This window comes from Citrobacter sp. RHBSTW-00887 (genome assembly GCF_013728095.1).
Classification (GTDB): Bacteria; Pseudomonadota; Gammaproteobacteria; order Enterobacterales; family Enterobacteriaceae; genus Citrobacter; species Citrobacter braakii.
This window is the reverse complement of record NZ_CP056267.1, coordinates 1,875,844-1,899,165: the sequence shown is the minus strand read 5'-3', so window position 1 is coordinate 1,899,165 and position 23,322 is coordinate 1,875,844. Positions and strand designations below refer to the sequence as shown.

Sequence of the window (23,322 nt, the reverse complement as noted above, 5' to 3'; positions counted from 1 at the left end):
ACGATGATGAAAACCCGATACCCTCTTATTCTCCTACTCAATATTGCGGGACTGGCGCTGTTTCTGTCCTGGTATCTTCCTGCCGGACATGGGATCTGGTCTTCATTGGATACGGGCGTTTTCCGCTTCTTTAACCAGAAACTGGTGGAAAGCCCGCTGTTCTTGTGGATTGTTGCTATCACCAATAACCGGGCATTTGATGGTTGCTCATTGCTGGCAATGGGCGCCTTGATGCTGCATTTTTGGCTGAAAGAAACGTCGGAAGGTCGCCGACGCATTGTCGCTATTGGCCTGGTTATGCTGCTCACCGCAGTGGTATTAAATCAGTTAGGCCAGGCGCTTATTCCCGTTAAACGCGCCAGCCCTACTCTGATGCTGGATAATATTTATCGCGTCAGCGAACTGCTGCATATTCCGACTAAAGATGCGTCCAGAGACAGTTTCCCCGGCGATCACGGTATGATGCTGCTTATTTTTTCCGCATTTATGCTGCGTTATTTCGGAAAAGTCGCCGGAATAATCGGCCTTATTATCGCTGTGGTTTTTGCCTTTCCACGCATAATGATTGGCGCTCACTGGCTCACCGATATCGTGATCGGTTCCATGACTGTCGTCTTGATTGGTCTGCCCTGGTGGCTAATGACACCGTTAAGCGACCGATTAGTCACTCTGTTTGCGAATTATCTGCCCGGTAAAAACAAACATTTTTTAAACAAATAACGCACAGTAATTAACATCATCAGGGAAAACTCTGATTCCCTGATGATGCTTGTCGATATTTCATCATTCTGGCTGTCATTCTCCCGTCATCTTATTCATCTTTAAAATGATTGGGTTGCATCTTTTTTATCCTGATTGTTCTTAATTTAGACAATGCTGGTTATTCACTTTCTGTATCAATTTTTCTTATAAGAAATCACGTAAATTCACTCGCAATGACCGGACCGATCGGGTAATCTCGAACTCGTTTTGCCTCGCGGGATAATTATTCTCTTCAGGAATAAATTTGTGCGTTCTGCCACAGATTTGACCTTAAAGAATTGTCTCATCGTGCGATGGTAATTAGTCTCGTCACGTTTGGCATTTTTTATAACGATATTTATCGTTAAGGACTTCAAGGGAAAACAAACAAAATGGTCAAATCTCAACCGATTTTGAGATATATCTTGCGGGGCATACCCGCGATAGCAGTTGCGGTTCTGCTTTCTGCATGTAGCACAACGAACACCGCCAGGAATATGCATTCTGAGACGCATGCTGTGGGCAATGGAGATAACTCTTCACTGCAAGCCTCTCAGGATGAATTTGAAAATATGGTCCGTAATATCGATGTTAAATCACGTATTATGGACCAGTATGCTGACTGGAAAGGCGTGCGTTACCGCCTTGGCGGCAGCACCAAAAAAGGCATTGATTGTTCAAGCTTCGTACAACGTACGTTCCGCGAGCAATTTGGTTTAGAGCTTCCTCGCTCAACCTACGAACAACAGGAAACGGGTAAATCCGTTTCGCGCACTAACCTGCGCACAGGCGATCTGGTTCTGTTCCGTGCTGGCTCCACTGGCCGTCACGTCGGTATTTATATCGGCAACAACCAGTTTGTACACGCCTCGACCAGCAGCGGCGTTATCATTTCCAGCATGAACGAACCTTACTGGAAAAAACGTTACAACGAAGCTCGCCGGGTCCTGAGCCGCAGTTAATTTCGTTTGGCAGCTATCCCTTGGCTATCCTGATGAGACATTTTGAAAAGCACTGCTTCGGCGGTGCTTTTTTTTTTTGCTTTGTCTTGTGACTAAGAAAAATCTCACAAGGTGAGTCATTTCAGGTTATATTCATACAGAATAAGCGGTTAACTCAGGTAAACATAAGGAACTATGTTTAAACGCTCCTCTTCATCCAATCAGAAAATCCTGCTTTCCTGTATGTTAACGGGGCTTATCGTCGCGCTCCTGGTGAGTACCCTGCAATTTTTCGTGACCTGGCATAAACGAGACATTAAGTACGACACGCTCCTTTCCGATATCCAGAATTATGTCAGCAGCTACTTCGCCGATCTCAAATCCACCACAGATGACCTTCAGCCACTGGTCGCCAACAGTTGCCAACAAGTCGCTGCTCAACTGACCTCCAGCGCGGCCTTTAGCCTCAACGTTCGCGCATTTTTACTGGTCAAAAACGGCATTGCTTTCTGCTCCTCCGCAACGGGCGCAATGTTCACCCCGATTTTAGATCTGGTCCCAAGCCTCGATATCAGCAGAAATATTGATGTGGAATTACTCCCCGGTACGCCCATGATGCCGAACAAGCCGGCGATAATGATTTGGCACCGGAACCCATCGTTCACTGATAGCGGCGTGTTTACCTCACTGAATATTAATCTGGCCCCTTACCTGCTTTATACCGCCCGACAGGATGATTTTAATGGCATTGCCATAGTCGTCGGTGATAACGCGATTTCAACATTTTCATCACGGATTATTGATGCCTCCGCTCTGCCCCACTCTCACTGGCGGCAGGCGACCGTGGAAGGTATTCCGCTACAGATTCGTTTATATGCCGATGAGTGGACCTATACCGATGTCTGGTATTCGATTATGTTGGGATGCATGGCGGGGATTATTGCTGCGCTTCTTCTCTGGTACTACATCTACACCATCCGTTTACGTCCGGGCAAAGATATCCTCAACGCTATAAAACATAACCAGTTTTATGTGGTGTACCAACCCGTGGTAGAGGTGCAGACACTGGAGGTGAAAGGTGTAGAGGTGTTATTACGCTGGAATCATCCGACAACGGGTGAGATCCCTCCGGATGCTTTTATTCACTACGCCGAATCCCAGAAAATGATTGTCCCGCTGACCCAGCATCTCTTTAAGTTGATAGCCCAGGACGCACCGATGCTGCAAAAAGTGTTACCCGCTGGCGCAAAATTGGGGATCAATATCGCGCCAACGCATCTGCACGGCGAGACGTTTAAAGACGACATTCATCACCTGCAGGCGTCGCTTCCCGCAAACCATTTCCAGATGGTGCTGGAGATCACCGAACGGGATATGCTTAATCAACACGAGGCCACAAAGCTTTTTGAATGGCTTCATTCAGCAGGTTTTGAAATTGCCATTGATGATTTTGGCACCGGTCATAGCGCGCTGATTTATCTGGAACGCTTTACCGTTGACTACCTGAAAATCGATCGCGGCTTTATTAACGCCATTGGAACAGAGACCCTGACCTCTCTGGTTCTGGACGCCGTGTTGACACTCTCTAAGCGTCTTAATATGCTGACGGTGGCTGAAGGGGTTGAAACGCCTGAGCAAGCCCGTTGGCTGCGCGATCGTGGGGTGCATTTTTTCCAGGGATACTGGATTAGCCGACCATTAAAACTTGCTGATTTCGTGCGTTGGATGGCGCAGCCCAATAAGCCGACGTGGTGATCGCAGTATGCGAATCATATACTCTCACTCGCCGCCACATCCCTTATCTTTCAGGCATGATGCCCGTCGGGTTGTGGCAGGAAAAGGAAATCGCATTTAATGATCCCTCGCGTATTGCTGCTGTTTATCGCCCTCATCGGGTTTAGCGCCGAGGCGCAGTCCATCAAAGAAAGCTATGCTTTTGCCGTACTGGGCGAACCGAAGTACGCGTTTAACTTTAATCACTTTGATTACGTCAACCCTGCGGCCCCCAAAGGCGGGCAAATCACCCTCTCCGCCATCGGCACGTTCGATAACTTCAACCGCTATGCGATGCGCGGTAACCCCGGAGCACGTACCGAAACGCTTTACGATACGCTGTTTACTACCTCTGACGATGAACCTGGCAGCTATTATCCGCTCATCGCCGACAGCGCACGCTATGCTGATGACTATTCCTGGGTAGAAATCGCCATCAATCCGCGAGCGCGTTTTCACGATGGCTCCCCCATTACCGCCAGCGATGTCGCATTCACCTTCCACAAATTTATGACTGAAGGCGTGCCGCAATTTCGCCTGGTCTACAAGGGAACAACGGTAAAAGCGATCGCGCCATTAACCGTACGTATTGAATTAGCCAAACCGGGTAAAGAGGACATGCTCAGCCTGTTTTCATTACCCGTGATGCCAGAGAAATACTGGAAAGATCATAAGCTCAGCGATCCCTTATCATCGCCTCCGCTCGCCAGCGGTCCTTATCGCATCACGAAATGGAAGATGGGTCAGTACATTGTCTATTCGCGCGTCAACGATTATTGGGCCGCTAATCTGCCCGTCAACCGTGGCCGCTGGAACTTTGATACCATCCGCTACGACTACTATCTGGATGACAACGTCGCCTTTGAAGCGTTTAAGGCCGGGGCGTTTGACCTGCGTCTTGAAAACGATGCTAAAAACTGGGCGACACGTTATACCGGTAAAAATTTCGCGAATCATTACATCATCAAAGATGAGCAAAAAAACGAATCCGCCCAGGATACGCGTTGGCTGGCGTTTAATATTCAGCGCCCAGTGTTCAGCGACCGACGGGTGCGAGAAGCCATCACCCTGGCATTTGATTTTGAATGGATGAATAAAGCTCTGTTCTATAACGCCTGGAGTCGGACCAACAGCTATTTTCAGAATACCGAGTATGCCGCTAAAAATTACCCCGATGCGGATGAACTGGTGATACTTGCGCCCTTGAAAAAAGATCTCCCTCCTGAGGTCTTCAGCCAAATTTATCAGCCGCCGAAATCAAAAGGCGATGGCTACGATCGTGACAACCTGTTGAAAGCCGATGCCTTACTGGAGCAGGCCGGATGGGTACTTAAGGGACAGCAGCGCGTAAACAGCGCCAACGGTAAACCCCTGAGCTTTGAACTGTTGCTCCCGGCGGGCAGTAACAGTCAGTGGGTGCTGCCGTTCCAGCACAACCTGCAGCGCTTAGGCATTACAATGAACATCCGCCAGGTTGATAACTCACAAATCACAAACCGGCTGCGCAGTCGTGACTATGACATGATGCCGAGATTGTATCGCGCAATGCCGTGGCCAAGTTCGGACCTGCAAATTCTCTGGGCCTCTGAATATATTGACTCCAGCTATAACTCCCCGGGTGTGCAAAGCCCGGTGATTGATAAACTGATCACCCAAATCATCGCGGCGCAGGGCGATAAAGCCAAACTAATCCCACTCGGTCGGGCACTGGACAGGGTATTAACGTGGAACTACTACATGTTGCCGATGTGGTTTATGGCAGAGGATCGCATCGCCTGGTGGGATAAGTTTTCGCATCCAGCTATTCGCCCCATTTATACCATTGGTCTCGACAACTGGTGGTATGACGTTAACAAAGCGGCGAAACTGCCAGCAGCCAGACGGCAGGGAGAATAAATGGGCGCTTATCTGATTCGACGTCTGCTACTGGTGATCCCAACGCTTTGGGCCATCATCACCATCAACTTTTTTATCGTGCAGATTGCCCCCGGTGGTCCGGTTGAGCAGGCCGTCGCCGCTATTGAGTTCGGACAAAGCGGGGCATTACCCGGCGCGGGTAGTGAAGGCATTCGCGCCAGCCACGCGCAAACCGGCGTCGGCAATATCAGCGACAGTAATTACCGAGGTGGCCGTGGTCTTGACCCGGAAGTGATCGCCGAAATCACTCGCCGTTACGGGTTCGATAAGCCCATTCATGAGCGTTATTTCAAAATGCTCTGGGACTATATTCGTTTCGATTTCGGCGACAGTCTGTTTCGTAGCGCCTCAGTGCTGACGCTTATCAAAGATAGCCTGCCTGTTTCCGTCACGCTGGGGCTATGGAGTACGCTCATTATCTATCTGGTGTCGATACCGCTTGGGATCCGCAAAGCCGTTCACAACGGCAGCCGATTTGATGTCTGGAGCAGCGCATTCATTATTATTGGCTATGCCATACCGGCCTTTTTGTTTGCGATTTTACTGATCGTCTTTTTTGCCGGGGGCAGCTATTACGACCTGTTCCCGCTTCGCGGACTGGTTTCCGCCAATTTTGATTCCCTGCCCTGGTATCAGAAAGTGACCGACTACCTTTGGCATATTACCTTGCCAGTGCTGGCGACGGTGGTTGGGGGGTTTGCCGCGCTAACCATGCTGACCAAAAACTCATTTCTGGATGAGGTACGCAAACAGTATGTCGTCACCGCGCGCGCCAAAGGGGTCAGCGAGAAAAACATTCTGTGGAAACATGTGTTTCGCAATGCCATGTTGCTGGTAATCGCTGGCTTCCCGGCAACATTTATCAGCATGTTTTTTACCGGTTCGCTGCTGATTGAAGTGATGTTTTCGCTTAACGGTCTGGGACTACTGGGTTATGAATCCACCGTATCACGTGACTACCCGGTAATGTTTGGCACGCTCTATATCTTCACCCTGATCGGTCTGCTGCTGAATATCCTCAGCGACATCAGCTATACGCTGGTCGATCCCCGTATTGATTTTGAGGGACGCTAATGTCGCGATTAAGCCCCGTCAATCAGGCCCGCTGGGCGCGTTTTCGCCATAACCGTCGCGGCTATTGGTCGCTGTGGATTTTTCTACTGCTCTTCGGCCTTAGCCTGTGTTCAGAACTGATTGCCAATGATAAGCCGCTACTGGTGCGCTACGACAGTAGCTGGTATTTCCCCCTGTTCAAAAACTACAGTGAAAGCGACTTCGGCGGACCATTGGCGACCCAGGCTGATTATCAGGATCCGTGGTTACAGCAGCGCCTGGAAAACCGGGGCTGGATCCTGTGGGCGCCGATACGCTTTGGAGCCACCAGCATTAACTTTGCCACTGATAAGCCCTTCCCTTCCCCGCCTTCTGCACAAAACTGGCTGGGAACGGACGCCAACGGTGGTGATGTGCTGGCACGGATCCTCTACGGCACACGTATTTCTGTCCTGTTCGGATTAATGCTAACCCTGTGCTCCAGCGTGATGGGGATCATGGCTGGCGCAATCCAGGGCTATTATGGTGGCAAGGTGGATCTGTGGGGGCAACGATTCATTGAGGTTTGGTCAGGTATGCCAACGCTGTTTTTGATCATACTGCTGTCGAGCGTGGTCCAGCCAAACTTCTGGTGGCTACTGGGCATTACCGTGCTGTTTGGCTGGATGAGCCTGGTTGGCGTGGTACGCGCGGAATTTTTACGTACCCGAAACTTTGATTACATTCGTGCCGCTCAGGCGCTCGGCGTGAGCGATCGCAGTATTATTCTGCGCCATATGCTGCCCAATGCGATGGTCGCCGCCCTGACCTTTTTACCGTTTATATTATGCGCCTCGATCACCACTCTGACCTCGCTGGATTTTCTTGGCTTCGGCTTACCGCTTGGATCGCCATCGCTGGGAGAACTCCTGTTACAGGGTAAAAACAACCTGCAGGCACCGTGGCTTGGCATCACCGCGTTCATCTCCGTTGCTCTGCTATTATCGCTACTGATATTTATTGGTGAAGCGGTACGCGACGCGTTCGATCCCAACAAGGCGATTTAAGATGACACAACCGCTGTTAGCTATTGAAAATTTATCGGTAGGTTTTCGCCAACAGGAGACCGTGCGCACCGTGGTCAATACCCTCTCACTGAGGGTTGAAGCCGGGCAAACTCTGGCGCTGGTGGGCGAGTCCGGTTCGGGTAAAAGCGTGACCGCGCTTTCTATTCTACGGTTATTACCGACCCCTCCCGCAGTCTACCTTTCCGGCGACATCCGTTTTCATGGCGAATCATTGCTTCATGCCGATGAGCAGACGCTTCGCGGCGTTCGCGGGAATAAAATCGCCATGATTTTCCAGGAACCAATGGTGTCGCTAAACCCGCTTCACAACCTTGAAAAACAGCTGTATGAAGTGCTATCGCTGCATCGGGGAATGCGTCGGGAGGCCGCGCGGGCAGAAATACTGACCTGTCTGGATCGGGTCGGCATCCGTCAGGCGGCCAAACGTCTCGCAGACTATCCGCACCAGCTATCCGGCGGCGAACGCCAGCGCGTGATGATCGCCATGGCGCTGCTTACGCGACCGGAGCTGCTTATTGCCGATGAACCGACCACCGCGCTGGATGTCTCCGTACAGGCGCAAATCCTGCAGCTGCTGCGGGAGTTACAGCGCGAGCTGAACATGGGATTACTGTTTATCACCCACAACCTCAGCATTGTGAAAAAACTGGCCGATACCGTTGCGGTGATGCAAAACGGCCAGTGCGTTGAGCAAAATCGAGCAGCGCAGCTGCTCACTGCGCCAACGCATCCCTACACGCAGAAATTGTTAAACAGCGAACCTTCCGGCGATCCGGTGCCTGTACCTGCCGGGCAAGCTCCATTGCTGGAAGTGGAAAAACTCTGCGTCGCCTTCCCCATCCGTAAAGGTATCCTGAAGCGCGTGGTGGACCATAACGTTGTGGTTAACAACGTCAGTTTTTCCCTCCGCCCCGGTGAAACGCTGGGGCTGGTCGGGGAGTCAGGATCGGGGAAAAGCACTACCGGCCTGGCGCTACTGAGGTTAATCACCTCACAGGGAAGCATTGTGTTCGATGGCCTGGCGCTGCATACCTTAAATCGCCGCCAGCTGTTACCGGTACGTCACCGCATTCAGGTTGTTTTTCAGGATCCCAACTCCTCGCTGAACCCGCGCCTGAGCGTGCTACAGATTATTGAGGAGGGACTGCGCGTTCATCAGCCAACCCTGTCAGCCGAACAGCGCGAAGCGCAGGTGAAAGCGGTAATGGCGGAAGTGGGACTGGATAGCGAAACGCGGCATCGTTACCCGGCGGAGTTTTCCGGCGGTCAACGTCAACGCATAGCCATTGCCAGAGCCTTGATTCTCAAGCCTTCCCTGATCATTCTGGATGAACCAACATCGTCGCTCGACAGAACCGTACAGGCGCAAATCCTGACGTTATTAAAGTCTTTACAGGAAAAGCATCGCCTGGCTTATATCTTTATCAGCCATGATTTGCACGTAGTACGCGCGTTATGCCATCAGGTTATTGTGCTAAGGCAGGGAGAGGTCGTGGAGCAAGGACAATGCGAGCACGTATTTAACGCGCCACAGCAGGCATATACGCGTCAGCTGCTCGCGCAAAGCTGACGCTCAAAACGGATTGTTATTTGAAAACGGCTCTGCGATGGCCACGCCGAAATTTTTCAGTCTGCAGGTCGCGGCAAATTCATCCTGACGATTCACAAACAGGCACGGCTCCCCTTCGCATTCCAACACGGAACAAGGTACCTCAATGTCGCTGAGGGCCTGGCTGAGTTTATGCATGACTGACCACGCGCTGTCACCATCAGGGCTAAGCAATTTGAGCGCCACCAGGCTGTTCTCATTGCTCTGACCGTTTTGCGGAATCGGTTCAACCTTTGAACCTGCGAAACCCACCGACCAACGATAGCACTGTGGCAGACGATGAACGATTGAGAGTTGTAATGTCATCACTTTCTTTCCCTGGAAGTACAATCACTTCACAATTATTTTACATCAATATTAACACATCATTGACAATACGTCTTTAAACAGTTCGTAAACGTTTACACCCTGACTTTATGCCACTTTCCGAACCAAATATTTAAATTTATTCAACGGTTCTGGCATATTTCCGCGCTATATGTACTCGTTTCTGCGATCTAACTCAACCTTTTTAACTACAATGATGTGACTTTTTACATAAATTGATTTTACATAAAATAAACATAAACGGGGAAACAGATAGATTTGCGGTTGATGTATATCAACTCTGGAGGCCCTATCGCCCCCAGGTTGTGTAATAGATCACCGTTTTTTGGCGCGGCTGGCGTAGAGATAGAAGAGAATTGAGCAGGTAGCGCAAAATGCTATCGACCAGATCATCGGCCAGGCCGAGTTAAAAGTCGCCAGTGACAGCAGTGCCCCAACGATGGCGCCAATGCCAAAACGGAACGTCCCTGCCAGCGATGACGCCGTTCCCGCCATATGCGGAAATTCATCCAGAATGACCGCCATGGCGTTGGATGACACCATTGACACGCAGCCAACAAACGCCGCAACGCCCACCACCAGCGCCCAGAAACCAACCCCGAACAGCGCGCTAAAGACCATCCAGCCCGCCATCACGAACTGGATCCACAGGCCAGCACGGAACATATTCAATGCCCCAACCCGACGAACAAAGCGGCTGTTGATGATGGTCATCACGAACAGGAAAACAATGTTCAGCGCGAAGTAATAGCCGAAATGCTGCGGTGAAACGTGGTTAATCTCAATGTAAACAAAAGGTCCGGCGCTCAGGAACGAGAACATCCCGGCAAAACTAAACCCACTGGCCAGCATATAGCTCAGTACACGCTTGTGGCGAAACAGCGAGGCAAAGTTGCCGAGAGTAGTACGCAAGCGAAACGGCTGGCGGCGCTCAACCGGCAAGGTCTCTTTGATCAGCGTAAAGATCATCACCGACGCCAGAATAGCCGCCACGGCGAGGATCCAAAAGATGTAGTGCCAGCTCAGCCATACCAATACCCAGCCGCCCACGATGGGTGCCAGTAAGGGTGCAATTGTCGTGACCAGCATGACAAAGGACATCATGCGCGAAAACTCTTCCTTCGGATAGATATCGCGCATCAGGGCGTTGATAACCACGCTCGCCGCAGCCGCAGCCAGACCATGGAAGAAACGCATCACGATCAGTTGATCGATAGTTTGTGCCAGCGCACAGGCAACTGCCGCCGCCGCAAACACCAGCGTCCCGCCCAGAATCACCGGCTTGCGCCCAATGCTGTCAGCCATTGGACCATAGAGTAACTGCCCCACCGCGAACCCAAGAATATAGGTACTGAGGGTCATCTGCGCGCTACCTGCAGGCACACCAAACTGTTCAGAGATAACAGGTAGTGCCGGAAGATACATATCAATCGACAACGGCATCAGCATGGCTAACAAGCCAAGGATAAAGACAATGGCAATTGACGAGTTCTGCCGGGTGGTCACATTTAGCTCCTGAAATTAACGCGGGGTTAAGTTAACGCTGGCGATTTCTTCTTCGGTCAATGGACGGTATTCGCCCGGCTCCAGATCCTCATCAAGCTTGATGTCACCAATCCGTTCACGGTGCAGTTCCACAACGTGGTTACCGACGGCGGCAAACATACGTTTAACCTGATGATAGCGCCCTTCGCTGATGGTCAATCGCACCTGAGTTGGCGTAATAACCTCCAGCACGGCCGGTTTGGTCAGGTCTTTCTCATTATGCAGTTGTACGCCATGGGCAAACTGTTCGGCGGTGTCATCTGCCACCGGCGACTCCAGCGTCACCAGATAGGTTTTCTCACAATGGTGACGTGGCGAAGTGATGCGATGCGACCACTGTCCGTCATCGGTCATCAGCACCAGTCCGGTGGTGTCGATATCCAGGCGACCTGCCGCATGCAGTTTGTAGGCAACCGGCTCATCAAGGAAATAGAGCACGGTCGGGTGATCCGGGTCATCCGTTGAGCAAACATAACCCTGAGGTTTATTCAGCATAAAATAGCGCGGGCCATTTTGTTGAATCAGGGAATTGCCGTCATATTCTACGTCGTGTTCTGGCAGCAGCTTAAAGGCACTGTTTTTGACGATTTCACCGTCGACGGTAACGCGGTTAGCACGGATCTCACGCCCGGCAATAGCGCGGCTGACGCCGAGTTGCTGAGCGATAAATTTATCAAGTCGCATGAGTGTGATTTTTGCCTGTAAAAAACAAGAAGCGGGATTGCGCCCGAAAAGTGGGACGATTATCCGCCCAGTATAGCGGCGTTACACCATCCCTCAAGGGAAATGATTCATGGCATACTATACATTGTTGCTGCTTACCTTAATGAGCCCATGATTTTTACTCTTCGCCCGTACCAAAAAGAAGCCGTGGATGCCACGCTCAACCATTTCCGCCACCATCGCACGCCAGCGGTTATCGTCCTGCCAACCGGTGCGGGAAAAAGCCTGGTGATTGCTGAACTGGCCCGCGTGGCGCGTGGTCGCGTGCTGATACTGGCGCACGTTAAAGAACTGGTCGCGCAAAACCATGCCAAATATCGCGCGCTGGGGCTGGAAGCCGATATTTTTGCCGCAGGTCTGAAGCGTAAAGAGAGCCACGGGAAAGTGGTATTTGGCAGCGTACAGTCGGTAGCGCGTAATCTTGACGCCTTTCAGGGAGAATTCTCGCTGCTTATCGTCGATGAATGTCACCGTATTGGTGATGATGACGAGAGTCAGTATCAGCAAATCCTCACTCACCTGACCAAAGTAAATCCCCACTTACGCCTGCTCGGGCTTACTGCCACTCCTTTTCGTTTGGGCAAAGGCTGGATTTATCACTTTCATTATCACGGTATGGTGCGCGGCGATGAAAAAGCGCTGTTTCGTGACTGCATTTATGAATTACCGTTGCGTTACATGATTAAACACGGCTACCTGACGCCGCCAGAACGCCTCGACATGCCGGTAGTGCAGTATGACTTCAGCCGCCTGCAGACGCAGAGTAACGGCCTGTTTAGCGAAACGGATCTGAATCAGGAACTGAAAAAGCAGCAGCGAATAACGCCGCATATCATCAGCCAGATTGTCGAGTTTGCCCAGACGCGCAAAGGGGTGATGATTTTCGCCGCCACAGTGGAGCACGCCAAAGAAATTCTGGGCCTGCTGCCTGCTGACGATGCCGCGCTAATCACCGGAGACACGCCTGGCGCTGAGCGTGATGTGCTGATTGAAGAGTTCAAAGCCCAGCGCTTTCGCTATCTGGTGAATGTGTCGGTCCTGACCACTGGCTTCGATGCCCCGCACGTCGACCTTATCGCCATTCTGCGCCCGACGGAGTCAGTTAGCCTTTACCAACAAATTGTCGGTCGCGGCCTGCGCCTGGCGCCGGGTAAAACCGACTGTCTGATCCTCGATTATGCCGGTAACCCGCACGATCTTTACGCGCCGGAAGTGGGGGCGCCGAAAGGAAAAAGCGATAACGTTCCGGTGCAGGTGTTCTGTCCCGCCTGCGGGTTTGCAAACACCTTCTGGGGCAAAACAACGGCAGACGGCACGCTGATTGAACACTTTGGCCGCCGCTGTCAGGGGTGGTTTGAAGATGATGACGGCCATCGCGAACAGTGCGATTTTCGTTTTCGTTTTAAAAACTGCCCACAATGCAACGCGGAAAATGATATCGCCGCCCGCCGTTGTCGGGAGTGCGACACGGTGCTGGTTGACCCGGATGACATGCTGAAAGCCGCACTCAGGCTCAAAGATGCGCTGGTCCTGCGCTGTAGCGGCATGGTGTTACAAAACGGCCAGGATGAAAAAGGCGAATGGCTAAAAATCACCTATTACGATGAAGATGGTGCCGACGTTAGCGAACGCTTTCGCCTGCATACTCCCGCGCAGCGTACGGCTTTCGAGCAACTGTTTATTCGCCCGCACACCCGAACGCCCGGCATTCCCTTACGCTGGATAACCGCCGCCGATATCCTCGCCCAGCAGGCGCTGTTACGTCATCCTGATTTCGTGGTGGCGCGCATGAAAGGTCAGTACTGGCAGGTCCGTGAAAAGGTCTTCGATTATGAAGGACGCTATCGTCGGGCACATGAATTACGCGGTTAATCGTACTTTTGATTGATGTACCAGCCGTTTAAGTATAGAATCTCGCCCGCTTTTGCATACGCAAAGCAGATCACTTACCTGTTGCTGGGTCGCCTGTAGCAGGAATTATTAAAGAGAGATTTAAATGTTTACTATCAACGCTGAAGTACGTAAAGAGCAGGGTAAGGGTGCGAGCCGCCGCCTGCGTGCCGCTAACAAGTTCCCGGCAATCATCTATGGTGGCGCAGAAGCCCCGGTTGCTATCGAACTGGATCACGATGCAGTTATGAACATGCAAGCTAAAGCTGAATTCTACAGCGAAGTTCTGACCATCGTTGTTGACGGTAAAGAAGTGAAAGTTAAAGCTCAGGCAGTACAGCGTCACCCGTTCAAGCCGAAGCTGGCACACATCGACTTCGTTCGCGCGTAATCGCTTACAAGTTGAAGAAAAACCCCGCCTCGGCGGGGTTTTTTTATGGGATTTTGTTGGCGGTAAAGATGAATCACGCAAGCCGGATGGGGGCGTTAACGCCCCCATCCGGCAAACGGCTTTATTTCCCGCCCGAGGTACGACGCTGTAGCTGATCGCGCAGGTTCGGCGGCGTACCTTTGATGGTCAAAGTATCTGTGGCTGGATCCCAGAAAATACGCTCACCCAGTAACATGGCGTCGAAGTTGATGGTTAACCCGCCGCCGCTTCCGGCAAATTTGGTTAACTGACGCAGCGTGCTGCGATCCGCCGGGAAGCTCTCTTCCAGCTCGTAGCCTTTATCAGCGGTAAATTCGCTGAAGCTGACTTCACTGACGCCGGAAAGCTCTTTGGACAGCGACTCCAACTCGATCTCTTCACCGGCCTGTAGTTGCTCGTTGCAGTAGCTGTACACCTGCTGACGCACGTTCTGGCGTTCTGCTTTATCGAGTTGCGCCTCGGCGGTAAAGTCATCGACCGCCTGCAACAGGCCGCGGTTTTGCGCTTTGGCGTTAAGCCCCTCGCTGGCACCCAGGAAGTCCATAAAGAAATCGGCGACTTTGCGCCCTACCCGCCCTTTCAGGAACGTCAGATAGCGCGTGGACTCCGGGTTGGTTTCCCACTCGGTTAAATCAATACGCGCCACGATATCCGCATGATTGATATCCAGATAGTGCGTCGGGTTGATATCCAGATTTTCATTGACGCGCATACTGCTTAAATTGTTCAGCACGGCGACCAGCAGATACTCTACCGCCAGATAGCGGTAATGGCAGAACAGGACAATGCCGCCATCAGCAAAAGGATATTTCGCCAGTTCGTCTCGCAAGCGCCCTGTCGCTGCACGACTAAAGGCCAGAAAATCCTCTTCGCCCTGACGCTGTAAACGCAGCGTTTGCGCCAGTTCACTCTCTGCGCTAAACAGGCCATAAGCTTTATTCTTGGCGCTGTACACCCGATGCAACTCAGCCATCATATCGACAACGGTCGCTGTCGGTTCCAGTAATGAATCGCGCAAGACCAGCTCAAGGTTCTGCTCGTCACGTTTGATAAGCTGGTGCAGGGCAATCTGGTTGATATCCAGACTCATGATAAACTCTCCTTTTAGACCGGGCGGTATTCAACCACCTGCCGGGCAGTGACGCAATAGAAGATAAAAAAGCAGAAAAAAAACTGTCTGTACGGTAATATGTTGCCCTTTCATGAACAGACTGATTTCGATTTATGCCACAAATTTCCCGCTATAGTGACGAACACGTTGAACAACTGCTGAATGAGATGCTCAACGTACTGGAAAAACATAAGGCGCCGACCGACCTTTCCCTGATGGTACTGGGAAATATGGTGACTAACCTTATCAACACAAGCATCGCACCGGCCCAGCGCCAGGCGATTGCCAACTCTTTTGCCCGCGCATTGCAGTCTTCGGTAAACGACGACCAAGCGCATTAAGAGCCTGCTCCGGGGAAACGAACAACAGTTTATGGTAACTCATCGTCAACGCTACCGTGAGAAAGTCTCCCAGATGGTTAGCTGGGGGCACTGGTTTGCCTTGTTCAACATTCTGTTGGCCATGGTGCTCGGTAGCCGTTACCTGTTTGTCGCCGACTGGCCGACAACCCTTGCAGGTCGTGTTTATTCCTACCTGAGCGTTGTCGGGCATTTTAGCTTTCTGGTGTTCGCCACCTATCTGCTGATCCTGTTTCCCCTGACGTTTATCGTCATGTCCCAGAGGCTGATGCGATTCTTATCAGCTATTCTGGCGACGGCTGGCATGACGCTGTTGCTAATCGACAGCGAAGTTTTTACCCGCTTCCACCTGCATCTCAATCCGATCGTCTGGGAACTGGTCATCAACCCAGACCAGAATGAAGCGGCGCGTGACTGGCAGCTGATGTTTATCAGCGTACCGGTTATTCTGTTAATTGAAATGCTGTTTGCGACCTGGAGCTGGCAAAAGCTGCGCAGCCTGACGCGTCGTCGCCATTTTGCCAAACCGTTAGCAGCATTCTTCTTCGTTTCCTTTATCGCCTCGCACGTGGTGTATATCTGGGCGGATGCCAATTTCTATCGCCCGATTACCATGCAGCGTGCGAATCTGCCGCTCTCCTACCCGATGACGGCACGTAAATTCCTGGAAAAACATGGCCTGCTGGATGCGCAAGAGTATCAGCGACGCCTGATCGAACAGGGCAATCCAGAAGCGGTTTCCGTGCAGTACCCGCTCAGCGAACTGCGCTATCGCGATATGGGCACCGGTCAGAACGTGCTGCTGATTACCGTCGACGGTCTGAACTACTCACGCTTTGAAAAACAGATGCCTGCGCTGGCTGAATTCGCCGGGCAGAATATCTCGTTTACGCGTCACATGAGCTCAGGCAACACCACGGATAACGGGATCTTTGGCCTGTTCTATGGTGTCTCGCCAAGCTACATGGACGGCATTTTGTCGACGCGTACGCCTGCGGCGCTTATTACTGCACTGAACCAGCAGGGTTACCAGTTAGGGCTATTCTCCTCGGATGGCTTTACCAGCCCGCTGTATCGCCAGGCGCTGCTGTCAGACTTCTCCATGCCAAGCGTACAAACGCAATCTGACGAACAAACCGCAAGCCAGTGGATTAACTGGCTGGGGCGCTACGCGCAGGAAGATAACCGCTGGTTCTCGTGGGTCTCCTTTAACGGGACGAACCTTGATAACAGCAACCAGAAGAACTTTGCCAAACGCTATGCCAGCGCCGCTCAGGATGTGGATGCCAATATTAACCGTATTCTTAGTGCCCTGCGCGACTCCGGTAAACTGAACAACACGGTGGTGATTATTACCGCAGGTCGGGGCGTGCCGCTGACTCAGGAAGAGAACAATTTTGCCTGGTCGCGTGGTCATCTGCAGGTTCCGCTGGTTATTCACTGGCCGGGAACGCCCGCCCAACGCATCAATAGCCTGACCGATCATACAGACCTGATGACAACGCTCATGCAGCGCCTGCTGCACGTCAGCACGCCTGCTAACGAATACTCGCAGGGGCAGGATCTGTTCAATGCAAACCGCCGCCATTACTGGGTTACCGCCGCCGACGGCAGCACGATGGCCGTTACTACACCAGAGATGACGCTGGTGCTGAACAACAACGGTAATTATCAGACCTATGATTTACGCGGCGAAAAAATAAAAGATCAGAAACCGCAGCTAAGCCTGCTGCTACAGGTTCTGACGGATGAGAAACGATTTATTGCTAACTGATTAATTATAAATCACTTAGCGATGCTTCCCCTTGCATTCGCAGCGGAAAGCAGTAGTATTAGCAGCCATAGCGTCGGCACGTAGCGCAGCCTGGTAGCGCACCGTCATGGGGTGTCGGGGGTCGGAGGTTCAAATCCTCTCGTGCCGACCAAAAATCCCAGAAAAACCAACCTTCATGGTTGGTTTTTTTATGCCCGCGATTCCACGTTCCTTATTATTACCCCGGCCTTTGGCACAGGTTTTACTACTTACCCATGCACAAATTGGGGTAAAATTTACCCTCTCATCAGCGCGATGAAACTAGACGAGTGATGCGCTGAAAACAATAATGATACTAATAAAAACTCAGGAGAATAGTATGCCTGAAGCAACGCCTTTTCGGGTGCTGATTGTCGACGACCACCCACTAATGCGGCGAGGAATTAGTCAATTATTGCAACTGGATCCCGCATTTAACGTAGTCGCGGAAGCAGGTGACGGTGCCAGCGCTATCGATCTGGCTAACCGTCTGGACCTGGATGTGATCCTGCTGGATCTCAATATGAAAGGCATGAGCGGACTGGACACCCTGAATGCGCTGCGCCGGGATGGCGTCACCGCGCAAATTATTATTCTTACCGTCTCGGATGCCGCCAGCGATGTGTACGCCTTAATTGATGCCGGCGCGGATGGTTATTTACTCAAAGACAGCGATCCTGAAGTCTTGCTGGAGGCCATTCGCAGCGGCGCCAAAGGCGGTAAAGCTTTTAGCACACGCGTCAGCGAATATCTGCGCGAACGCGATCTGTTCGGCGCACAAGAAGATCCCTTCAGCATTCTCACCGAACGTGAACTGGATGTATTGCATGAACTGGCTCAGGGGCTGTCGAACAAACAGATTGCGTCAGTGCTGAATATTTCCGAACAGACCGTGAAAGTGCATATTCGCAACCTGCTGCGCAAACTCAATGTGCGCTCTCGCGTTGCTGCCACTATCCTGTTTTTACAAACGCGTGGAATGCAGTAATCCATGAAGAGGCCGGATAGCCCCGATATGCGAAGCGCTATCGGGGCTATTCTGGATACTTATTTCTCCTGCGGCGTTAGCTGCTCCATCGCCTGCTTAATGCTCCGTTCTATTACCGCCCGACGGGTATCGTTGGCAGGTAATAGTTTCAGCATCATCTCCCACGCCGCAACCGCCTCGCCAAAGCGCTGCTGTTCAAAGGCGTTGAAAGCGTACATGCTGAGAACCCGCACGTTGGCATGTTCGCCACGCACCAGTTGGCGTAACAGCTCCCCTCCCCGACGGTTATCATCAGGATCGGAAGAACGGGTCAGCGCCTCCGCATAGCCCAGCGCCGCATCGCTGTTTTTAGGATCCAGTCGATAGGCATTGGCATAGGCTTCAGTGGCCGTACTGGCGTTACCGAGAACCATGCCAATGCGTCCAAGCATGATCCAGCCTTCAACATTTGCGGGATCGGCTTGTAAACGTGTGCGCAGTCCCAGCGCCAGACGCGCCATATCTTCTTCATTGAGCGGTTCCGCTTTCGGATCCAACGCCCGCTCCAGCAGCACCGGAGCCTGAGCGGTGGCCTGCTGCCAGACCTGAACCTGCTTATAGCTGCCGGTTTGGTAATAGCTTACTGCGCCAACCACCAACGCCACCACGATACCAGGCACAAACAACCCGAATCCACCGCGCTTACCATTCGGAATAACATCGTCAGGAAACTCTTCCTGTTTCACCCGAACGCGTCGGCGAGTACGGGCGAAAATAATCCAGCCCCCCAGACCAATCGCTACCACCGGCATCACCCACAGCAGCACGGTGAGCGGCGTTAACGGCGGATCGTAAGTGACGAAGTTGCCGTAGCGCGCCACCATGTAATCGACAATTTCTTTCTGGCTTTTTCCTTCCTGCATCAGTTCGTACACTTTCTGACGCAGGTCGGTGGCAATCATCGAGTTAGAATCGGCAATGCTGTTGTTCTGGCATTTAGGACAACGCAGTTGTTCAGTAAGCTGGCGGAACTGCTGCTCCTGCGCTTCGTCCTTAAACTGCATCACGTCGATAGTCGCAAGCGCGGATCCCGAGATAACCAGCATTAGCAGGCCCAGTAAAAATCTCATTGCGCAGCCTCCTTACTGTACTTGTCCCATAACGGTTTGATCTCGCTCTCCCACACCCGGGCGTTCAGATCGCCGGCATGGCGATAGCGAATAATGCCTTTGCCGTCGATCAGGAACGTCTCCGGAGCACCGTACACGCCAAGATCCAGACCGAGCATACCGTCGCCGTCAAACAGACTTAATGAGTAAGGATTACCCAGCTCTTTGAGCCAGACAATGGCTTTCTGACGATCATCTTTATAGTTCAGACCCACTACCCGCACGCCTTGCGCAGACAGCTGATTCAGATACTGATGCTCGGCGCGACAGGTCGGGCACCAGGTCGCCCAGACGTTCAGCAATACCGGTTTGCCCTGCGTCAGCACATCGGCCTGATAGTGCTGACCCGGATTTTCCAGTGACTCCAGGCGGAATGTCGGAACAGGTTTGCCGATCAGCGCCGATTCCAGATTAGTGGGATCGTCCCCCTGAGCGTTACGCGCGAGCTGCCACAACAGCGCCGCCGCAATGATGAGAAAAATAATAAACGGAATTAACAGTGCGTTGCGCTTCATACAGCCTCCGACGCATTTTTTTGCACCGCGGCGCGAGGACGCGTCCGCTGGCGATAGCGTGGATCAAACAGGCAGAACAACCCGCCCAGCGCCATCAGCAATCCTCCGGCCCAAATCCAGCGAATAAACGGTTTGTAGTACAGGCGTACAGCCCATGCGCCATTATCCAGTTCTTCACCCAGCGCAGCGTACAGATCGCGCGTGAATCCACCGTCAATTGCCGCTTCGGTCATCATCGAACTGGTGCTGTTATAGAAGCGTTTTTCCGCATGCAGCGTGGCTTCCGGCTTACCGTCTCGGGTAACGCCAATAATGGCAACGCCGCCCCGGTAGTTTGGCCCGGTAATATCTTTCACTTCGCGGAAAGTGAACTGATAGTTATGGATACTAACGCTATCACCCGCTTTCATGCGCACATCGCGTTCAACGCTGTAGTTCTGGCTAAAGGCAATACCAACAATGGTAATCGCCAGCCCGACGTGACCCGATACCATGCCCCAGTAGCTTGGCGTCAGCTTTGTCCCACGGGAAATACGCAGGAACGCTTCGGACATCGCCAGTACGAATATCCAGCACGCCATCGCCAGCCCCACCACTGTCATGGCGGCAATGCGATCCTCTAGCAGCCACGGCAGCAGCAGCGACAGAACAAGGGTGGTGACAAACGCGATAAGCAATAACGTTTTCAGTTTACGCGGTCGGTCACGGCCCCAGCGCACTAATGGCCCAATCCCCAACAACAGTGCGAACGGCGCCATCAGCCAGGTGAACATGGTGTTGAAAAACGGCTCGCCAATCGAAATGCTGCCCAGCCCCAGCTGTTTGTGCACCAGCGGCAGCAGCGTGCCCAGTAGCACCACCAGCATGGCGGCAATCAGCAGGACGTTATTCCCCAGCAGCAGTGATTCACGCGACCACAGCGCGTTGTTCACCCGTGAGCGAACCTTGTGACCGCGCACCGCAAACAGCAGCAGGGAGCCGCCAATTACCAGCACCATAAAGGCCAGAATAAACATCCCGCGCGACGGATCGGAGGCGAAAGCATGCACCGACACCAGTACGCCGGAGCGCACCAGGAAAGTACCTAACAGACAAAGTGAGAATGCGCAGATTGACAGCAACAGCGTCCAGGCTTTAAAGCTGGCGCGCTGTTCGGTTACCGACAACGAGTGCATCAGCGCCGTTCCCACCAGCCATGGCATAAACGAGGCGTTTTCAACCGGATCCCAGAACCACCAGCCGCCCCAGCCCAGCTCGTAATAGGCCCAGGCCGAACCGAGCACAATGCCCAGCGTCAGAAACACCCACGCGGCCAGCGTCCACGGACGCGAAAAACGGGCGAATGTGCTGTCCAGTCGTCCACTCATCAGCGCAGCAATCGCAAACGCAAAAGCGACCGAGAAGCCGACATACCCCATGTACAGCAGCGGCGGATGGAAAATCAGCCCCGGATCCTGCAACAGCGGGTTCAGGTCACGTCCTTCAATCGGGAAGTTCGGCAACGTGCGGGCAAACGGGTTGGAGGTAAACAGAATAAATAGCAGGAAACCGACGCTGACCATTCCCATGACCGCCAGCACGCGGGCGACGATATCCAGCGGCATGCGCTGGCTGAACGCCGCAACGGCGAACGTCCAGCCGCTCATCAGCAGCACCCACAGCAGCAACGAGCCTTCATGCGCCCCCCACGTCGCCGCCACCCGGTACCAGACCGGAAGCTGGGTGTTGGAGTTGCTGGCGACGTAGGTCACGGTAAAGTCATTAACCACGAAGGCGTTGACCAGAATCAGGAACGCCCCCATCACACAGATAAACAGTACCCAGGCAAAGGGACGCGCGGAGGCCATCATCCGCACGTCGCCGCGCGCTACGCCCCACAGCGGATAGACCGACAGCAGTAATGCAACGCCAAGCGCAAGGCACAACAGCGCATTGCCAATTTCAGGCATCATGACGTTTTATCCTTATAAACACTTTCCGGGCGACGGTGGTTTTCCTGCATCGCTTTTTCGACTTCCGGCGGGGTGTAATTTTCATCATGTTTAGCAAGCACTTCTTTGGCCTGCACATGATTTCCCCCGTCCAGTTCGCCCTGAACGACGACGCCCTGCCCTTCGCGGAACAGATCCGGCAGAATGCCTTCATAGGTGACATCCACCACACCTTCGGCGTCATAGATGCTGAAATTCACCTTCAACGACTGCGGATCGCGCTTTACGCTGCCAGGCATAACCATACCGCCCACGCGCAGGCGCTGGCCGACTTCAGGCATTTGCTGCGTTTCGCGCTTACCGTAGAGTATCTCTCCCGGCGTATAGAACAGGTCGATATTGGAACGCAGCGCGTAGAGCACCAGCGAAATGGTCAAAGCCAGACCTGCCAGGACCGCGCAGGCTATCCATAACCGATTTTTACGTCGAATATTCACGCCGCCTCCCGTTGCACTTGCGCCGCGCGCATGCGCGCTTCTCTCGCCCGCTGCTGCGCGACACCGCGTAAGATTGCACGATGCTGTAACGCAGAATGCAGCACCAGCGCCACCAGCGGGACAATGCTCATCGCCACAGCCAGCCAGACATACAAGGCGTAACCGCCCATCGCGAAAAAATCACTCCATGATGCAAATGCAGGGGTCATTGGCGGCCTCTTTTTAAGATCAGTTCGCTCACCCACGGGCGGCGTTTTTCCATCATCAAAATCAGGTTACGCATGCGCATCAGCGCCAGCGTGACAAACAGTAACAGGTAGCCGACGATCGCCAGACGCAGCGGCGCGCGCATTGCCGGATCGATACTCTGCTGCATACGGGTCGACCCCTGATGCAGCGTATTCCACCACTCGACCGAGTAGTGAATAATCGGCAAGTTGACCACGCCAATCAGCACCAGAATGCCGGCAGCGCGACCAGCCAGACGGCGGTCGTCAAATGCATGCCACAGCGCAATGGCGCCGACGTAGAGAAACAGCAGCACCAGTTCAGAGGTGAGTCGGGCATCCCAGACCCACCAGGTGCCCCACATCGGTTTGCCCCATGCAGAGCCCGTCACCAGCGCAATAAAGGTAAACACGGCACCAATGGGCGCCATCGCGGCCAGAGCCAGATTGGCCATTTTCATCTGCCAGACCAGGCCAATAAACGCGGCAACGGCCATCGATGCATAAATACCCATCGACCAGATTGCCGCCGGAACGTGCAGATAAATAATGCGATAGCTCTGCCCCTGCTGATAATCCGCAGGCGCGAAGCCAAAGCCCCAGATCAATCCGGTTATCAGTACCACCGCGCTGGCAATCGCCAGCCACGGGATAAACCAGCCACAGATCTGATAGAGCCGAGGAGGCATCGCCAATTGATGAAGTGTTTTCCACATAGTTCAGTCACCAGACTCCGTA

Annotated in this window: 22 protein-coding genes and 1 tRNA gene; 13 read left to right on the top strand and 10 right to left on the bottom strand. The window is 52.8% G+C overall.

The annotated features are described in order from the left end of the window. Positions 1–6 precede the first annotated feature (6 nt). The 7 genes from HV314_RS08975 to yejF all read left to right on the top strand — a co-directional run bounded on the left by HV314_RS08975 (position 7) and on the right by yejF (position 9,062). Positions 7–720 carry a phosphatase PAP2 family protein gene (locus tag HV314_RS08975; RefSeq protein ID WP_046275466.1) on the top strand — a complete coding sequence of 238 codons (714 nt, stop codon included), beginning with the start codon at positions 7–9 and terminating at the stop codon, positions 718–720. Positions 721–1,133: 413 nt separating this feature from the next. Continuing rightward, positions 1,134–1,703, top strand: coding sequence for a bifunctional murein DD-endopeptidase/murein LD-carboxypeptidase (gene mepS / locus HV314_RS08970; protein WP_003027474.1), 570 nt, complete (start codon positions 1,134–1,136; stop codon positions 1,701–1,703). A 174-nt stretch (positions 1,704–1,877) separates the two neighbouring features. After that, positions 1,878–3,437: a cyclic di-GMP phosphodiesterase gene (locus tag HV314_RS08965; protein WP_181547872.1), complete on the top strand. Its 1,560-nt coding sequence runs from the start codon at positions 1,878–1,880 to the stop codon at positions 3,435–3,437. 99 nt (positions 3,438–3,536) lie between these two features. Then, a complete protein-coding gene (locus tag HV314_RS08960; protein ID WP_181547871.1) occupies positions 3,537–5,351 on the top strand; it encodes an extracellular solute-binding protein in 1,815 nt (604 codons plus the stop codon). Continuing rightward, positions 5,352–6,446, top strand: coding sequence for a microcin C ABC transporter permease YejB (locus tag HV314_RS08955; RefSeq protein ID WP_016153751.1), 1,095 nt, complete (start codon positions 5,352–5,354; stop codon positions 6,444–6,446). It abuts the gene before it with no gap. After that, positions 6,446–7,471 (top strand): ABC transporter permease, encoded by a 1,026-nt coding sequence (locus HV314_RS08950; protein WP_016153752.1) that lies wholly within the window; start codon positions 6,446–6,448, stop codon positions 7,469–7,471. Before HV314_RS08955 ends, HV314_RS08950 begins: the two co-directional genes overlap by 1 nt. A 1-nt stretch (position 7,472) precedes the next feature. Continuing rightward, positions 7,473–9,062 (top strand): microcin C ABC transporter ATP-binding protein YejF, encoded by a 1,590-nt coding sequence (gene yejF, locus HV314_RS08945; protein WP_181547870.1) that lies wholly within the window; start codon positions 7,473–7,475, stop codon positions 9,060–9,062. A 3-nt stretch (positions 9,063–9,065) separates the two neighbouring features. Here yejF and HV314_RS08940 read toward each other — a convergent pair whose 3' ends face one another. The 3 genes from HV314_RS08940 to rsuA all read right to left on the bottom strand — a co-directional run bounded on the left by HV314_RS08940 (position 9,066) and on the right by rsuA (position 11,657). Then, the gene (locus tag HV314_RS08940; protein ID WP_029139605.1) at positions 9,066–9,410 is read right to left on the bottom strand and encodes a YejG family protein; all 345 of its coding nucleotides are present in this window, start codon (positions 9,408–9,410) and stop codon (positions 9,066–9,068) included. A gap of 333 nt (positions 9,411–9,743) precedes the next feature. Beyond that, positions 9,744–10,934, bottom strand: a complete 1,191-nt coding sequence (locus tag HV314_RS08935; RefSeq protein ID WP_016157000.1) for a Bcr/CflA family multidrug efflux MFS transporter — start codon at positions 10,932–10,934, stop codon at positions 9,744–9,746. 15 nt (positions 10,935–10,949) lie between these two features. After that, the gene (rsuA, locus tag HV314_RS08930) at positions 10,950–11,657 is read right to left on the bottom strand and encodes a 16S rRNA pseudouridine(516) synthase RsuA (protein ID WP_016153756.1); all 708 of its coding nucleotides are present in this window, start codon (positions 11,655–11,657) and stop codon (positions 10,950–10,952) included. Between the two features lie 150 nt (positions 11,658–11,807). Here rsuA and HV314_RS08925 point away from each other — a divergent pair, with 150 nt between their 5' ends. Both HV314_RS08925 and rplY read left to right on the top strand, forming a co-directional pair. Next, on the top strand, positions 11,808–13,568 hold the full coding sequence (locus HV314_RS08925) for a DEAD/DEAH box helicase (RefSeq protein ID WP_181547869.1): 1,761 nt from the start codon (positions 11,808–11,810) through the stop codon (positions 13,566–13,568). Between the two features lie 124 nt (positions 13,569–13,692). Then, on the top strand, positions 13,693–13,977 hold the full coding sequence (gene rplY / locus HV314_RS08920; RefSeq protein ID WP_016153758.1) for a 50S ribosomal protein L25: 285 nt from the start codon (positions 13,693–13,695) through the stop codon (positions 13,975–13,977). 121 nt (positions 13,978–14,098) lie between these two features. On the opposite strand, the gene yejK is transcribed toward rplY, so the two are convergent. Next, positions 14,099–15,106, bottom strand: coding sequence for a nucleoid-associated protein YejK (gene yejK, locus HV314_RS08915; RefSeq protein ID WP_016157002.1), 1,008 nt, complete (start codon positions 15,104–15,106; stop codon positions 14,099–14,101). Between the two features lie 134 nt (positions 15,107–15,240). Between yejK and HV314_RS08910 the strand changes: the two genes are divergently transcribed. From HV314_RS08910 to narP, 4 genes are all read left to right on the top strand, one after another. Continuing rightward, positions 15,241–15,468: a YejL family protein gene (locus tag HV314_RS08910; RefSeq protein WP_003027506.1), complete on the top strand. Its 228-nt coding sequence runs from the start codon at positions 15,241–15,243 to the stop codon at positions 15,466–15,468. Positions 15,469–15,499: 31 nt separating this feature from the next. Continuing rightward, a complete protein-coding gene (gene yejM / locus HV314_RS08905; protein WP_016153760.1) occupies positions 15,500–17,260 on the top strand; it encodes an LPS biosynthesis-modulating metalloenzyme YejM in 1,761 nt (586 codons plus the stop codon). A 74-nt stretch (positions 17,261–17,334) separates the two neighbouring features. Next, positions 17,335–17,411: transfer RNA gene (locus tag HV314_RS08900), tRNA-Pro, on the top strand. A 207-nt stretch (positions 17,412–17,618) separates the two neighbouring features. Further along, on the top strand, positions 17,619–18,266 hold the full coding sequence (narP, locus tag HV314_RS08895) for a nitrate/nitrite response regulator protein NarP (RefSeq protein ID WP_016153764.1): 648 nt from the start codon (positions 17,619–17,621) through the stop codon (positions 18,264–18,266). A gap of 59 nt (positions 18,267–18,325) precedes the next feature. Here narP and HV314_RS08890 read toward each other — a convergent pair whose 3' ends face one another. From HV314_RS08890 to HV314_RS08865, 6 genes are read right to left on the bottom strand one after another with little or no spacing between them, the layout of a single operon-like run. Further along, a complete protein-coding gene (locus HV314_RS08890; RefSeq protein WP_181547868.1) occupies positions 18,326–19,375 on the bottom strand; it encodes a cytochrome c-type biogenesis protein CcmH in 1,050 nt (349 codons plus the stop codon). Next, positions 19,372–19,929, bottom strand: a complete 558-nt coding sequence (gene dsbE / locus HV314_RS08885) for a thiol:disulfide interchange protein DsbE (RefSeq protein WP_003834613.1) — start codon at positions 19,927–19,929, stop codon at positions 19,372–19,374. The genes HV314_RS08890 and dsbE overlap by 4 nt, the downstream gene beginning before the upstream one ends. Then, a complete protein-coding gene (locus HV314_RS08880) occupies positions 19,926–21,881 on the bottom strand; it encodes a heme lyase CcmF/NrfE family subunit (protein WP_016153766.1) in 1,956 nt (651 codons plus the stop codon). Before HV314_RS08880 ends, dsbE begins: the two co-directional genes overlap by 4 nt. Next, complete coding sequence (ccmE, locus tag HV314_RS08875; protein ID WP_016153767.1) at positions 21,878–22,357, bottom strand: cytochrome c maturation protein CcmE; 480 nt, start codon at positions 22,355–22,357, stop codon at positions 21,878–21,880. Before ccmE ends, HV314_RS08880 begins: the two co-directional genes overlap by 4 nt. Continuing rightward, positions 22,354–22,566 (bottom strand): heme exporter protein CcmD, encoded by a 213-nt coding sequence (gene ccmD, locus HV314_RS08870; RefSeq protein WP_016153768.1) that lies wholly within the window; start codon positions 22,564–22,566, stop codon positions 22,354–22,356. Before ccmD ends, ccmE begins: the two co-directional genes overlap by 4 nt. Then, positions 22,563–23,300: a heme ABC transporter permease gene (locus tag HV314_RS08865; RefSeq protein WP_016153769.1), complete on the bottom strand. Its 738-nt coding sequence runs from the start codon at positions 23,298–23,300 to the stop codon at positions 22,563–22,565. The genes ccmD and HV314_RS08865 overlap by 4 nt, the downstream gene beginning before the upstream one ends. Positions 23,301–23,322 lie beyond the last annotated feature (22 nt).